The organism is Microbacterium californiense (assembly GCF_047246625.1).
Classification (GTDB): Bacteria; Actinomycetota; Actinomycetes; order Actinomycetales; family Microbacteriaceae; genus Microbacterium.
This window is the reverse complement of sequence record NZ_JBFOKQ010000001.1, coordinates 1,036,407-1,048,943: the sequence shown is the minus strand read 5'-3', so window position 1 is coordinate 1,048,943 and position 12,537 is coordinate 1,036,407. Positions and strand designations below refer to the sequence as shown.

The 12,537-nt window shown below is 70.5% G+C and carries 16 protein-coding genes; 6 read left to right on the top strand and 10 right to left on the bottom strand.

Features of this window, described 5'->3' with window-relative positions; all coding sequences use genetic code 11:
- The first annotated feature begins 46 nt into the window (after nt 1–46).
- Genes AB3M82_RS05030 through AB3M82_RS05020 form a run of 3 tightly spaced genes read left to right on the top strand, consistent with a single transcriptional unit; the run spans nt 47 to nt 2,242 of the window.
- Nucleotides 47–1,219: a sensor histidine kinase gene (locus AB3M82_RS05030; RefSeq protein WP_412955983.1), complete on the top strand. Its 1,173-nt coding sequence runs from the start codon at nt 47–49 to the stop codon at nt 1,217–1,219.
- Nucleotides 1,216–1,818, top strand: a complete 603-nt coding sequence (locus AB3M82_RS05025) for a response regulator (protein WP_412955982.1) — start codon at nt 1,216–1,218, stop codon at nt 1,816–1,818. Before AB3M82_RS05030 ends, AB3M82_RS05025 begins: the two co-directional genes overlap by 4 nt.
- Nucleotides 1,819–1,834: 16 nt before the next feature.
- Nucleotides 1,835–2,242, top strand: coding sequence for an arsenate reductase ArsC (locus tag AB3M82_RS05020; protein ID WP_412955980.1), 408 nt, complete (start codon nt 1,835–1,837; stop codon nt 2,240–2,242).
- 96 nt (nt 2,243–2,338) lie between these two features.
- Here the strand turns inward: AB3M82_RS05020 and AB3M82_RS05015 are convergent, their stop codons facing one another.
- Both AB3M82_RS05015 and AB3M82_RS05010 read right to left on the bottom strand, forming a co-directional pair.
- A complete protein-coding gene (locus AB3M82_RS05015; protein WP_412955978.1) occupies nt 2,339–2,989 on the bottom strand; it encodes a cation diffusion facilitator family transporter in 651 nt (216 codons plus the stop codon).
- Nucleotides 2,989–3,318 carry an ArsR/SmtB family transcription factor gene (locus AB3M82_RS05010; protein WP_412955977.1) on the bottom strand — a complete coding sequence of 110 codons (330 nt, stop codon included), beginning with the start codon at nt 3,316–3,318 and terminating at the stop codon, nt 2,989–2,991. The genes AB3M82_RS05015 and AB3M82_RS05010 overlap by 1 nt, the downstream gene beginning before the upstream one ends.
- 193 nt (nt 3,319–3,511) lie before the next feature.
- Here AB3M82_RS05010 and thrC point away from each other — a divergent pair, with 193 nt between their 5' ends.
- Entirely contained in the window at nt 3,512–4,915 is a 1,404-nt protein-coding gene (thrC, locus tag AB3M82_RS05005) for a threonine synthase (protein WP_412955976.1), read from the top strand.
- 12 nt (nt 4,916–4,927) lie between these two features.
- Here the strand turns inward: thrC and AB3M82_RS05000 are convergent, their stop codons facing one another.
- The 5 genes from AB3M82_RS05000 to AB3M82_RS04980 all read right to left on the bottom strand — a co-directional run bounded on the left by AB3M82_RS05000 (nt 4,928) and on the right by AB3M82_RS04980 (nt 7,584).
- A complete protein-coding gene (locus AB3M82_RS05000; protein ID WP_412955975.1) occupies nt 4,928–5,341 on the bottom strand; it encodes a VOC family protein in 414 nt (137 codons plus the stop codon).
- A gap of 99 nt (nt 5,342–5,440) precedes the next feature.
- Complete coding sequence (locus AB3M82_RS04995; protein WP_412955974.1) at nt 5,441–5,707, bottom strand: glutaredoxin family protein; 267 nt, start codon at nt 5,705–5,707, stop codon at nt 5,441–5,443.
- A gap of 109 nt (nt 5,708–5,816) precedes the next feature.
- A complete protein-coding gene (locus tag AB3M82_RS04990; RefSeq protein ID WP_412955973.1) occupies nt 5,817–6,215 on the bottom strand; it encodes a hypothetical protein in 399 nt (132 codons plus the stop codon).
- A 2-nt stretch (nt 6,216–6,217) separates the two neighbouring features.
- A complete protein-coding gene (locus tag AB3M82_RS04985) occupies nt 6,218–6,451 on the bottom strand; it encodes a hypothetical protein (RefSeq protein ID WP_412955972.1) in 234 nt (77 codons plus the stop codon).
- A gap of 122 nt (nt 6,452–6,573) precedes the next feature.
- Nucleotides 6,574–7,584 (bottom strand): FUSC family protein, encoded by a 1,011-nt coding sequence (locus tag AB3M82_RS04980; protein WP_412955970.1) that lies wholly within the window; start codon nt 7,582–7,584, stop codon nt 6,574–6,576.
- Nucleotides 7,585–7,643: 59 nt separating this feature from the next.
- Between AB3M82_RS04980 and AB3M82_RS04975 the strand changes: the two genes are divergently transcribed.
- The gene (locus tag AB3M82_RS04975; RefSeq protein ID WP_412955969.1) at nt 7,644–8,984 is read left to right on the top strand and encodes a M20/M25/M40 family metallo-hydrolase; all 1,341 of its coding nucleotides are present in this window, start codon (nt 7,644–7,646) and stop codon (nt 8,982–8,984) included.
- A 49-nt stretch (nt 8,985–9,033) separates the two neighbouring features.
- Entirely contained in the window at nt 9,034–10,497 is a 1,464-nt protein-coding gene (locus AB3M82_RS04970) for an MFS transporter (RefSeq protein WP_412955968.1), read from the top strand.
- 23 nt (nt 10,498–10,520) lie between these two features.
- Here the strand turns inward: AB3M82_RS04970 and AB3M82_RS04965 are convergent, their stop codons facing one another.
- The 3 genes from AB3M82_RS04965 to AB3M82_RS04955 all read right to left on the bottom strand — a co-directional run bounded on the left by AB3M82_RS04965 (nt 10,521) and on the right by AB3M82_RS04955 (nt 12,516).
- Entirely contained in the window at nt 10,521–10,754 is a 234-nt protein-coding gene (locus AB3M82_RS04965) for a hypothetical protein (protein WP_412955966.1), read from the bottom strand.
- A 112-nt stretch (nt 10,755–10,866) separates the two neighbouring features.
- Entirely contained in the window at nt 10,867–12,093 is a 1,227-nt protein-coding gene (locus tag AB3M82_RS04960) for an RtcB family protein (RefSeq protein ID WP_412955964.1), read from the bottom strand.
- A gap of 18 nt (nt 12,094–12,111) precedes the next feature.
- Entirely contained in the window at nt 12,112–12,516 is a 405-nt protein-coding gene (locus AB3M82_RS04955; protein ID WP_412955963.1) for a VOC family protein, read from the bottom strand.
- Nucleotides 12,517–12,537 lie beyond the last annotated feature (21 nt).

The window sequence follows — 12,537 nt, the reverse complement described above, 5'->3', positions numbered from 1 at the left end:
GCGCACGCCCGAGGGGTGACATCTGTCACGGCCGTAGGGTGGGGAGGTGACCGCTTCCGCAGACTCCGTCCCCGGCTCGCGCCAGCTCGCGCGCGGCGTCGTCGCCACCTGGTGGTACACGGCGAGCGGCGTGGTCTTCCTCGAGGCCATGCTCGTGCTGTTCTGGACGATCCTCGCCTTCGCGGTCCCCGGCACGATCACGCCCGGAGTCGTCGTCGCGGTCGGCGGCCTCCTCTGGTGCGCCTCGACGGTGCTTCTGCTGCGCGACTACCGCCATCGGCACGACGCCGCTCCGGGGGTGGCGTGGCGCAGCATCCTCGTGCCGCTCGCCGTCGCCGTGGCCTTCGGCGTCGCCGCCGGGACGCTGGTGGGCAGCTGGCAGCTCGGGGTCATGCCGATCGTCCAGTCGCTGGCCCTGCTGAACTGGCCCGCGGGCCTGCGCTACCGGGTCACCATCGCCGCCGTGCTGGTGATGATGGTGCTCGGGTTCATCGACGCGCAGGGCGCCGACGGCGGCATCTGGTGGGTGCCCATCCTGTACACCGCGCTGCTGCCGGTCATGACGGTGAGCACGCTGTGGTGGTGGGACGTGCTCATGACCCTCGATCGCGCCCGGGCCTCCGAGGCCCGGCTGGCCGCGACGCAGGAGCGCCTGCGCGTGGCGACCGACGTGCACGACCTGCAGGGGCACCATCTGCAGGTCATCGCGCTGCAGCTGGAACTCGCCGAGCGACTCATGCCGTCCGATGCCGACGCGGGCATGGAGCAGCTGCGGGCGGCCAGGGCGAGCGTCGACGATGCGCGGCAGGGCACGCGCGACCTCGCGACGAAGTTCCGGTCCGTGCCGCTGGGCGACGAGCTGGCGAACGCCCGCGACCTCCTCCGCGCAGCAGGCCTCGACGTGACCACCGACATCGCCCCCGACGCCGGCGCCGCACCGGCATCCGCCCTCGGTCCCGTCGTGCGCGAGACGACCACGAACGCGTTGCGCCACGGCGGCGGACACCACGCGCGGCTGTCGTTGCGACGCGAGCCCGGCGGGTGGAGGTACGAGATCGCGAACGACGTCTCACCGCAGGCGACGACGGATGCCGAGGGCTCCGGCCTCGAGGGCATGGCGCGCCGCGTGGGGGAGGCCGGCGGCTCGTTCGACGTACGCCGCGACGGGGGCGAGTTCGTCGTCACCGCGGTCGTGCCCGACGCGGAGGGGGCGCGGTGATCCGGGTGCTTCTCGCGGATGACGAGGGGATGATCCGCTCCGCGCTCGCCGCCCTGCTCCGCCTCGAGGACGACATCGACGTGGTCGCCGAATGCGCGGACGGCGAGCAGGCGGTGGCCGAGGCGCTGCGCGTGCTGCCCGATGTCTGCCTGCTCGACCTCGAGATGCCGGGACTCGACGGCGTGGAGGTCGCGGAGCGTCTGCAGCGCCGCATCGCCACCCGCTGCGTCGTCGTCACCCGTCACGCCCGGCCGGGAGTGCTGCGTCGGGCCCTCGCGTCCGGCGTCTCGGGTTTCCTGCCGAAGTCGCGCGGCGCCGACGAGGTGGCCGCGGTGATCCGCAAGGTGGCGGCGGGTGGACGGTACGTCGACCCCGAGGTCGCTGCCGACGCCCTCAGCGACGAGCGCTCCCCGCTCACGGATCGCGAGCTCGACGTGCTCCGGGCGGGCCGTCGCGGCGAGACCACGGGGCAGATCGCGCGCACCCTGTCCCTCGCCCCGGGAACGGTCCGCAACCACGTGTCCGCGATCCTCGGCAAGCTGTCGGTGGCGACCCGGCAGCAGGCCGTGCTGCTCGCGGAGGAGCGCGGCTGGATCTGACGCCTAGGCTGGAGTCGTGACCGCCCCCGCCGAGAAGCCCTCCGTCCTCTTCGTCTGCGTGCACAATGCCGGACGCTCGCAGATGGCCGCCGGGTTCCTGCGGGAGCTGGGCGGCGGGCGCATCGAGGTGCGGTCCGCAGGGTCGATGCCCGGAGACGCCATCAACCCCGTCGCCGTCGCGGCGATGGCCGAGGTCGGCATCGACATCGCCGGCGAGCAGCCGAAGGTGCTGACGACCGACGCCGTGCAGGCATCCGACGTCGTCATCACAATGGGGTGCGGCGACGCGTGCCCGTTCTTCCCCGGCAAGCGCTACGAGGACTGGACGCTCGACGATCCCGCCGGACAGGGGATCGAGGCCGTCCGTCCCATCCGCGATGAGATCCGGGCGCGCATCGAGGCGCTCGTCGCCGATCTGCTCTGACGACGCCCCCTCGGCCCGCGCGAGGGGCCAGGACACGCCGCATCCCCCCGGGTGCCTGCGGCGTGTCCTGACCTCTGACGATCCGAGTCCCTCGGCTCAGTCCCGGTGCTCGTCCTCGAGGATCATGCCGACCGAGGTCGCGCAGGCATCACCCTGCCACGCCTCCCAGCCCTCGCGCACGGCGAATGCCGCGATCACGAGGCCGGCGACGGCATCCGCCCACCACCACCCGAAGAGGCTGTTGAGGACGAGCCCGAGCAGGACGGCGGCCGACAGGTATGTGCAGATGAGCGTCTGCGTCGAGTCGGCGACCGCGGTCGCGGAGCCGATCTCGCGTCCGGCCCGGCGCTCCGCGAAAGACAGGAACGGCATCACGAGCACGCTGACGGCGGTCAGCACGATCCCGACGGTGCTGTGCGCGGGCCGCTCCGTCGAGAACAGGGCGAGGACGGACGTCGAGGCGACATAGGCCGCCAGCAGGAAGAAGGCGACCGCGATCACCCGAAGGGTCGGCTTCTCCCACCGCTCGGGATCGCGGCGGGTGAACTGCCACGCCACCGCCGCGGCCGACAGCACCTCGATCGTGGAGTCCAGACCGAAGCCGAGGAGCGCCGCGGACGAGGCGAGCGAGCCCGCCGTGATCGCGACGATCGCTTCGACCACGTTGTACGCGATGGTGATGCCGACGATCAGACGGATGCGGCGGTGGAGGGTGGCGCGACGGGCGGGCGCGAGGGTCGTCGCCATCAGCAGGTGCACCCCTCGCCGCCGCAGCAGTCGGGCTCGACCAGGAGCACGACGCGCAGGAGCTCGTCGAGGGCCGCCGCGAGGTGCGCATCCGTGAGGCGGTAGCGGCTGCGCCTGCCGTCGCGCACGCTCTCGACCAGGCCGCAGCCGCGCAGGCAGGCGAGGTGATTCGACATGGCCTGCCTCGACACGCCCAGGGCGTCGGCGAGGTCGGCCGGATGGGCGTCGGCCTCGCGAAGGGCGAGCAGGATGCCGGCGCGTGTCGTGTCGGAGAAGGCATGACCGAAGCGGGCCAGGGCGGCGGTATGGGTCAGGGTCGCGGTGCTCACTCCTTCACAATACAGAAAACGATGAACTCATGGGGTGGATGCCGGTGAGGGGTCGGGACACGCCGCATCCCACCGGGCGCATGCGGCGTGTCCTGGCTCCTCGCCGGCGTCGTGGCGGCATCCGTCATCCGTCATCGAGCCCCTCGCGGGCCTGCGACAATGGACGAGCCGAATCCCGAGCCGAGGAGTCCCCGTGCAGTTCATCTCCACCCGCGGCGGCATGCAGCCGCAGCCGTTCAGCGAGACGCTGTTGGAGGGTCTCGCGCCCGACGGAGGGCTCGCCGTTCCCGCGGAGATGCCCACGGTGGATGTCGAGACGCTCGAGCGCTGGCGCGCGCTGACCTACCCGCAGCTCGCGACCGAGGTGCTGGGTCTGTTCGCGACCGACATCCCCCGCGAGGACCTCGCACGCATGACCGAGGCGGCGTACGAGCCCTTCCCGGGCGACGTCGTGCCGCTGCGCTCGATCGGCGAGGGTCTCACGCTCGTCGGCCTCTCGGAGGGGCCGACCCTGGCGTTCAAGGACATGGCGATGCAGTTCCTCGGGCAGGTGCTCGAGTACGCGCTGGAGCGCCAGGGCGCTGTGCTCAACATCCTGGGCGCGACGTCCGGAGACACCGGCTCGGCGGCCGAGCACGCGCTGCGCGGCAAGGACCGCGTGGCGATCTTCATGCTCTCCCCGCAGGGCCGGATGAGCCCGTTCCAGCGCGCACAGATGTTCTCGCTCGATGACGAGAACGTCCACAACATCGCCGTCGACGGGGTGTTCGACGACTGCCAGAACCTCGTAAAGCACCTCGCCGGCGACCTCGAGTTCAAGCGCGCGCAGAACCTCGGCGCCGTGAACTCCATCAACCTCGCGCGCATCACCGCGCAGGTCGTCTACTACTTCTGGGCGTGGCTGCGGGCGACGGATGCCGACGGCCCCGTCGAGGTGTCGTTCACCGTACCCTCGGGGAACTTCGGCAACATCCTCTCCGGCTTCTTCGCGCGGCAGATGGGGCTGCCGATCCGCCGCCTCGTGCTGGCGGCGAACGAGAACAACGTGCTCGACGACTTCTTCCGCACCGGCGTCTACCGCCCGCGCAGCGCAGCCCAGACGCTGGCGACGTCGAGCCCCTCGATGGACATTTCGAAGGCGTCCAACCTCGAGCGTTTCATCTTCGAGCTCGTGGGGCGCGACCCGGAGCGGGTCGTCGGTGCCTGGCGCGACCTCGACGAGAACGGCTACTTCGACTTCGCCGCCGACCAGCCGCGGTTCGTGGAGGAGTTCGGCATCCTCAGCGGCACGTCGACGCACGCGGATCGCCTCGCGACGATCCGTTCGGTCTACGAGGCGACGGGCGACATCATCGATCCGCACACCGCGGACGGGGTCAAGGTGGCGCGTCAGCACCTCGAGGACGGCGTCCCGATGCTCGTGCTGGAGACCGCCAAGCCGCACAAGTTCGCCGAGACCATCGACGAGGCGATCGGCGTGCAGCTCGACTACTCGAAGGAGCTGCGCGACATGCTCGGCGCTCCGCAGCACGTCACCGAGATGGCCGACGACGAGCAGGCGCTCCGCGCCTTCATCGAGGCGAACGCGCTGCGCTGATCGCGCCCGGGGTCAGTCCTCGGGGTCGCCGTGGAGCATCCAGGCGATGCCGAACCGGTCGACGAGCATGCCGAACGTCCCGCCCCACGGCGGGGTGTCCAGCGGCATGACGATCGTGCCGCCCTCGACCAGGCGGTCCCACACCTCCTGGGTGCGCGCCTGGGTGTTGCCGCTCAGGGAGACCGAGATGCCCGCGGGCTTCTCGTAGGTCATGCCGGTGGGGGTGTCGGAAGCCATCAGCACGAGTCCGTCGGGCGTCGTGAGCTGGGAGTGCATCACGAGGTCCTGCTGATCGGGATCCTGGACCATGTCGGGGTACTCGCCGAACGTGCTGACGTCGAGATCGCCGCCGAGCACGTCGCGGTAGAAGTGCATCGCTTCGCGAGCTTCGGTGCGGAACGACAGGTACGGGTTGAGGTTCGCCATGACTGCTCCTGAGTGAGAATGTGCCGCGGGTGTTGAGGCACACACAGTGTGCCCGCGCGATCACCCCGCCGCAAGAGGCACAGCTGCGGGCGCGGCAGCTCAGGCGGGCAGCGCGCGCACGGCCGCGGTGAGCACCTGCGGGACGGTGGGCACGCCCTCGGCACGGAAGACCAGAGCGCCCTCGGCGTCGCGGATGAGGACGGTCGGGGTGGCTCGGATGTCGAGCACCTCGGCCGCATCCGGGTCGCGGGCGACGTCGATCTCGGTCACCGTGGCGTCGGGGAGGAACCGCGCGGCGTCATGGAGCACGGCACGGGTGCGGGCGCAGGCACCGCAGAACGACGAGGAGACGAGTGTCAACTCCATGTGCATCCCTCCCGGGGCATCGGCCGTTCCCTGACTCAGGGTGCAACCTCCGGCCGCCGTGCGATGTTCCCTGCATCGTCGCGCGCGGGCGCCGAGTGGAGGTCAGCGATCAGAAGGCCGTCCGCGGGACCAGACCGCGGTTCGTGCGGATGTGCTCGTAGTCCCACTGGATGTCGCGGGAAGCCGCCAGCCACTGGGCCAGGCGCTCGATGTCGATCTCGTCCGCCGAGGTGAGACGGACGTCTGCGGCCCGGAACGTGCCGGATGCCGAGAGCCCGGCCACCGGGAACGACTGGCCGCTCCAGAACATCAGGCGCATGGCGTCTTTCAGGCGGCTGTACCCGACGATCGGGTTGCCGTCGAGGAACCAGACCGGATGCGCGTGCCATACCTTGCCCATCGCTTCCGGCAGCCCTCGCTCGATCTCTCGAGCGAGGATCTCGGCGATCTCGCGATCCTCCGGGGCCAAGCCCGCGTGGTAGTCGTCGATCGACCGGTCGCGCGCCACGGTCACTCCCTGTCCAGACCGAAGGTGTGTTTCACGAGAGCCTGGACGTCGCGGTCGAGGCCGTCGATGCGCACGTCGACGGTCTCGAAGCGGGAGACCATCTCGGTGCGCAGGCTGCCGATCTCCGTTCGCACCACCCGGATGAAGAGCGTGGACACGAGCGTCATCATGCCGAACATGGCGGCTGTGAAGACCCCGATCATCGTCCAGATCTGCGGCTCGGTCAATGCGAACATCCCCTATTGTCGGGGTCGACGTCCATGCTGCCAAGGGCCGGATGTCTCCGCGTCCCTCCAACACAGCACATGTGGAGAACCGACGTTCGAGCACTCCGTGTGCAGAAAGAGTCCGCCGAGCATCAGGCCTCGCGTGCGGTCGCCCGCGGATGCAGCACGCCCGAGGCGGCGCCCAGCGCCGCGCCGACCAGCGTGTCGACGATCCGCTCGCCGACGACGTCGAGCGAGCCGATCGTCCCCGTCGCAGCCCCCGTCAGCAGCAGCACCAGAGGAGTGATGAAGACGAGCGCGAGCGCGTAGTGACGCACGACCACCATCTCGATCGCGAACTGCAGCGCCCCCAGCAGCAGAGCGAGCCATATCCCCGCGGGGTGAAGCAGCGCCAGCAGCAGGAAGAGGCCGGCGCCGACGACCGTGCCCAGCATGCGATGCAGCCCGCGCTGGAAGGCCGCACGGCGGACCGCGGCGACGCCGATCACCGCGACACCCGACCCCACGATCCAGTACGTGCGCTCCGGGTCGATCGCGAGGCCGAGCAGCACGCCGACCACTGCCACGAGCACCACGCGCAGCAGGAGCATGCGGGCATCCGCGTCGAGAGCCGGGCCGGGAAGGAGCTCGCGCAGCGGTCGGGCTGGCGTGTCGCGGTGCCGCCGCAGCACGAGCGGGCTCAGGGCGATGGCCAGGGAGAACGCGAGCCCGGACGCCAGGGCGGCGAGGTAGATGCCGGCTGCGATCGCGCCGTCGGCGACGACATGCGCGGAGAGGCCGTAGAGGAGCACGAAGAACAGCGGCCCCGGCGGGCCCAGGCGGAAGCCGAACGCGAGCGCGCCGCTGACGATCGCGACCACGACGACACCGATGCTCACACGCACCTGATCGCCGGCGAGCAGGACACCGGCCGCCGCCGAAGCCAGCAGCCCGAGCGCCGCGAACGGCAGCACCCGAGCACGCTCTGCGGCCGCGTAGGATCCGGCGTAGAGGATCGTGAACGCGCCGGACGCCGCGACGTAGCCCCACGCCGGGTGGCCTGCGAGCGTCATGACCGCGATCGGCACGGAGATGGCCAACGCGGCCTGGGTGGCGAGCGGCCACCGGGGCCCTCGGGACGGGGCGAAGGCGAACAGACTCACCCTCCCATTGTCCTCGCGGCGGGAAGTCGAACGGACGACCGGTGGCTACGATGGCGATCGTGACCCCTCCGACCGTGCGCCCCGGGATCGAGGACCGCCTCTCCCGCATGATCCGGCTGCCCACCGTCTCCGCCGAGATATCCGAACGGGGGCCGGCGCCGTTCGAGGACTTCGTGTCGCTGCTCGCCGAGCTGTACCCGCTCACGCACGAGCGGCTGCGGCTCGAGCGTCACACCGATCTCGGGCTGCTCTTCCACTGGGCGGGCCGCGGTCCTGCATCCGACGGTCCCGTGGTCCTCATGGCCCACTACGACGTCGTGCCGGTCGACGAGAGCGACGGCTGGACCCACCCGCCGTTCGACGGCGCGATCGCCGGCGGCCGCGTCTGGGGGCGCGGTGCGCTCGACGACAAGGGGCCGCTGATCGTCGTGATCGAGGCGGTCGAGAACCTGCTGGCGGACGGCTTCGAGCCCGCCAGAGACGTCTACCTCTCCTTCGGTGGGAACGAGGAGACCTACGGCCACGCAGCCCAGCGCATCGCCGCGGTGCTGCAGGAGCGCGGGATCGTGCCGTGGCTCGTGGTCGACGAGGGCGGCGCCGTGGTCGACGCGCCGCTGCCGTTCGTGCCGGGGCGCGCCGCGATGATCGGCGTGGGGGAGAAGGGTGTCATGACGGTCCGGCTCTCCGCCCGCGGCGACGGCGGGCACGCCTCCGCACCGCCGTCGCTCACGGCGGTGCGCCGCATCGCCCGGGCGGTCGACCGACTGGGACCGAGGACGTTCCGTCCGCGCGCCTCGACGGCGATCCTCCGGATGCTGTCGCGCCTGGCCGATCAGACCCCCGGCAGCGCGCGGCACCTGCTGCGTCTCCTCGGGTCGGCGCCGCTGCTGACCGCGCAGGTGTTCGCGGCCCTCGGCGGCGAGCCGGCCGCCCTCGTGCGCACGACCGTCGCCCCGACGATGCAGTCCGGCGGGACCGCCGCGAACGTGCTCCCGTCCCAGGCCTCCGCCACCGTGAACCTGCGCATCGCGCTCGGGGAGACGACCCAGCAGACGGTGCTGCGCGTGCGTCGGCGCATCCGGGATCCCCTCGTGCGGGTCGAGGTCGTCGAGGCCAGCGAGCCGTCACCCGAGTCCTCGACCGACAACGCCCAGTTCGCGCTGCTGGCCGAGGCCCTCGCCGTGTCGCACCCCGGGGTGCCGGCCGTCCCGTACGTGATGATGGCCGCTACCGACTCCCGCCACTTCCACCGGTTCGCGCCCGCGGTGTACCGGTTCGCTCCGCTGGACATGTCCAACGCGCAGCGCGCCTCGATCCACGGCGTCGACGAGAACGTGGAGATCGCCGCGCTGGAACGCGGAGAGCGGTTCCACCGGGCGCTGCTCGAGCGGCTAGGGTGATCCCAGGCGCCCCGCGATGGGTCCCGGGGCCGAGGAATCAGGAGTCGCGATGACGCGCACCCGAACGCTGGGGACATTGGCGACCGTCGTCGGCTTCCTCGCCTTCGTCGAGTTCACCAGCGGCGTGTTGCAGGGGTTCTACACCCCCATGCTCACCGACATCGCCCGGCACCTCGGCATCCACGACGCCGACGTGAACTGGCTCGAGGGTACGCAGCTGATGCTCTCCGCCCTGGTCGTCCCGGCGTTCGCCAAACTCGGCGACATGGTGGGCCACAAGCGGATGCTGTTGATCTCCACGGCCCTGACGGCGGCGGCCGCTCTGGTGCTGCCGTTCACCGACTCGTTCGGCGTCTTCCTCGCCGCGTGGACCCTCATGGGGTTCTATGTCGTGTGGCTCCCCCTCGAGATCGCGCTGATCTGGTCCCGGTCCCGCCGGATGGAGGGCCGCTCGACCATCACGGCCAAGGCCGCGGGTCTCCTGGTCGCCGCACTGGAGGGCGGTGCGATCATCGGGGCGCTCGCCGGCGGGCAGCTCGTCGATGTGCTTCCCCTCTCGGTCGTGCTCCTGGTCCCGGCCGTCCTCATCCTGGTCTGCTTCTTCGTGATCCTGTTCGGCGTGAAGGAGTCGCCCGACCCGGTGGGCGGCGTGTTCGACACAGTGGGACTCGTGCTGATCTCGCTCGCGCTCGTCTGCTTCACGGGTGGCCTCAGCCTGCTCCGTGTCGAGGGCGGCCTGACGAATCCGTGGTCGTGGGCGGTCGTGGTGCTCGGCCTCCTGCTCGTCATCCCGTTCGTCCTTTGGGAGCTCCGGCACGACGATCCCCTGATCGACGTGCGGATGTTCCGCTCGCCGGCCCTCGGCCCCGTCTTCCTCACCGCGGGGCTCTTCGGTGTCAGCGTGCTCGGTGCACAGGCACCGCTGTCGACGTTCGCGCGCACCGACCCCGCCGTGTACGGGTACGGGCTCGGGACGACGGGTTTCGCGACCTCGCTGATCATCGGCGTGTACCTGATCGCGATGATCGTCGGCGCTCTGTCGTTCCCCGCGGTGGCGCGACGCACCAGTCCGCGGTGGACGCTGCTGGCGGCGTCGGTGCTGGTGGGCGTGGGATTCCTGCTCTTCCTGCCCCTGCACGACACCTACGGGCAGGTGATCGCGAACATGGTCGTCGTCGGACTCGGATCGGGGGCGCTCGTCGCCGCCCTGCCCGCCGCTGCGGCCTCCGCCGCCCCCGCTACGCAGACCGGTGTCGCGACCGGACTCACGAACTCGGTCAAGACAGTCGGCGGGGCGATCGCCTCCTGCGTGTTCGGTATCGCCCTGCTGCAGGGCGTGGCGACGTCGGCCGGTTCGGCTGCCGAGGGGACGGCCGGATCGCTGGCCGGCTACGTCACGGTATGGATCGTCTGCGGCGTGACCGCTCTCGTCGCCGCGGTAGCCCTGGTGTTCGTGCCGAAGGCCGCGTTCACGGATCGTGTCGTCGCGGTCGAAGCCGCCCGGGTGGTGTAGCGCGTCTCGGCGGCCGGGGCGGATCAGTCGCGGTCGAGTCCGAAGGTGCGCTTGACGATGGCCTGCACGTCGCGATCGAGTCCGTCGATGCGCGAGGTGACCGCATCGAAGCGGGCGTTCATCTCGCTCCGGAGCCCGCCGATCTCGGCGCGCACGACGCGGATGAACAGGGTGGACACGACGGTCAGCATCCCGAACATCAACGCCGTGAAAGCGCCGATCATGGTCCAGATCTGCGCGTCGTTCATGAATCCCATCCCCACATGGTCGCATCGTTGCGTCGAGCCTGCCAGCGTTCGCCTCAATGCGTAGACGGAGGGAACGTGATCCGTGGACAACTCACGGAGCACGTCCGGGGTGGAGGAGAAGTCAGTCCCCCTTGACGTTCACGATCTGCCGCAGAGTGTGCCGGATCGTCACGAGGGTCGCGGCATCCGCCATCACGCGGTCGATCGGCTTGTACGCCTGCGGGATCTCATCGAGGAAGGCGTCTGTGTCGCGGTACTCGATGCCGACCATGGCCTCCCGCAGCTGCTCGCGGGTGAACGTCCGCCGCGCCGCCGATCGGGAGTACGACCGTCCGGCGCCGTGCGGGGAGGAGTTCAGCGACTCCGGGTCGCCGAGACCCTCCACGACGTACGAGGCGGTCCCCATCGAACCGGGGATCAGCCCTGGCCGACCGGCATCCGCCTGGATGGCGCCCTTCCGCGACACCCACACCCGCTCGCCGTCGTGCTCCTCCGACTCGGTGAAGTTGTGGTGGCAGTTGATCCGCTCCCGCTCTTCCACCGGCGACCCGACGAAGTCCGAGACCTGACGGATCACCCGGTCCATCATCTCCTCCCGGTTCAGCAGAGCGAAGTGCTGCGCCCACCGCAGCTCACGGATGTACCGGTCGAATTCCGGCGTGCCCTCGACGAGGTAGGCCAGGTCCGGATCGGGGAGATCGATCCACCATCCTCCGGCCTCTTCCGCCCACCGCTGCCCGCTCAGCGGAAGGTCGAGAACGGGGCGCTCCTTCGCCATCCGCTGCGCCACCGCGATGTGGTGACCGGCGATCCGGTTGCCCACGCCCCGTGAGCCCGAGTGCAGGAACAGCCACACTCGGTCGAGTTCGTCCACCGAGACCTCTATGAAGTGGTTGCCCGAGCCCAGCGAGCCGAGCTGGAGCCGCCAGTTCTTCGCGTACGACCCGGGGTCGAAACCGCTCTTCTCGGCGAGCCCCTCCAGCTCGGTGATGCGGGGCTCGGCGGTGGGGACGATCTTCTTGTTCTGATGACCTGCCGACGACGGCACCGCCCGCTCGATCTGCAGCCGCAGCGGTGCGAGGTCACGACCGGCGACGTCGGCCCTCGTGAACTGCGTGCGGACGGCGATCATGCCGCAGCCGATGTCGACGCCGACGGCGGCGGGGATGATCGCGCCGAGCGTCGGGATCACCGAGCCGACCGTCGCACCCTTCCCGAGGTGAGCATCGGGCATGAGCGCCAGGTGCGGGTGGATGAACGGCATGCGCGCCGTGGTGTGGGCCTGCTCGAGGGTCTTCTCGTCGAGCATCGAGGCCCACGACAGCAGGCGTGCGGAGAGCTTCTGCATGATCCGGCGCGATCGGTCTCACGCATCCGCCGGGGGATTGTGCATGAACTCGATCCGGATGCCGTCGGCGTCCTCCACGAACGAGGCGTAGTACCGGTCGGTGTAGCGCGGGTACTCCTTGGGGTCGCGCACGGCGCTCCATCCGGCGGCCAGCGCCACCTCGTGCAGCCGGTCGACCTCCGCTCGGGACCCCGTCGCGAAGGCCAGATGCTGCCAGCCGACGCGGCCGTGGCGGTGCGGGCCGGAGTCGTCCTCCCACGCCTTGTAGAGGATGATCTCGGTCTCCCCGTCCTGATTCCAGGAGAGGGAGTGGTCATCCTCGAAACCGCTCCGGTAGCCGAGCGCGGTCAACACCGGATGGAATTGCGCCCGGCCGCGTTCGAGGTCGTCCACCGAGATGCCGAGATGATCGAGGAGCGTCATGGGCCCCAGTCTGTCAGCGGC

Coding starts and splice junctions, on each gene's coding strand:
- AB3M82_RS04955 (WP_412955963.1), bottom strand. CDS start 12,516: ATGACGCTCCTCGATCATCTCGGCATCTCGGTGGACGACCTCGAACGC.
- AB3M82_RS05000 (WP_412955975.1), bottom strand. CDS start 5,341: ATGGCGAACCTCAACCCGTACCTGTCGTTCCGCACCGAAGCTCGCGAA.
- AB3M82_RS04970 (WP_412955968.1), top strand. CDS start 9,034: ATGACGCGCACCCGAACGCTGGGGACATTGGCGACCGTCGTCGGCTTC.
- AB3M82_RS05015 (WP_412955978.1), bottom strand. CDS start 2,989: ATGGCGACGACCCTCGCGCCCGCCCGTCGCGCCACCCTCCACCGCCGC.
- AB3M82_RS04960 (WP_412955964.1), bottom strand. CDS start 12,093: ATGCAGAAGCTCTCCGCACGCCTGCTGTCGTGGGCCTCGATGCTCGAC.
- AB3M82_RS04995 (WP_412955974.1), bottom strand. CDS start 5,707: ATGGAGTTGACACTCGTCTCCTCGTCGTTCTGCGGTGCCTGCGCCCGC.
- AB3M82_RS04965 (WP_412955966.1), bottom strand. CDS start 10,754: ATGGGATTCATGAACGACGCGCAGATCTGGACCATGATCGGCGCTTTC.
- AB3M82_RS04985 (WP_412955972.1), bottom strand. CDS start 6,451: ATGTTCGCATTGACCGAGCCGCAGATCTGGACGATGATCGGGGTCTTC.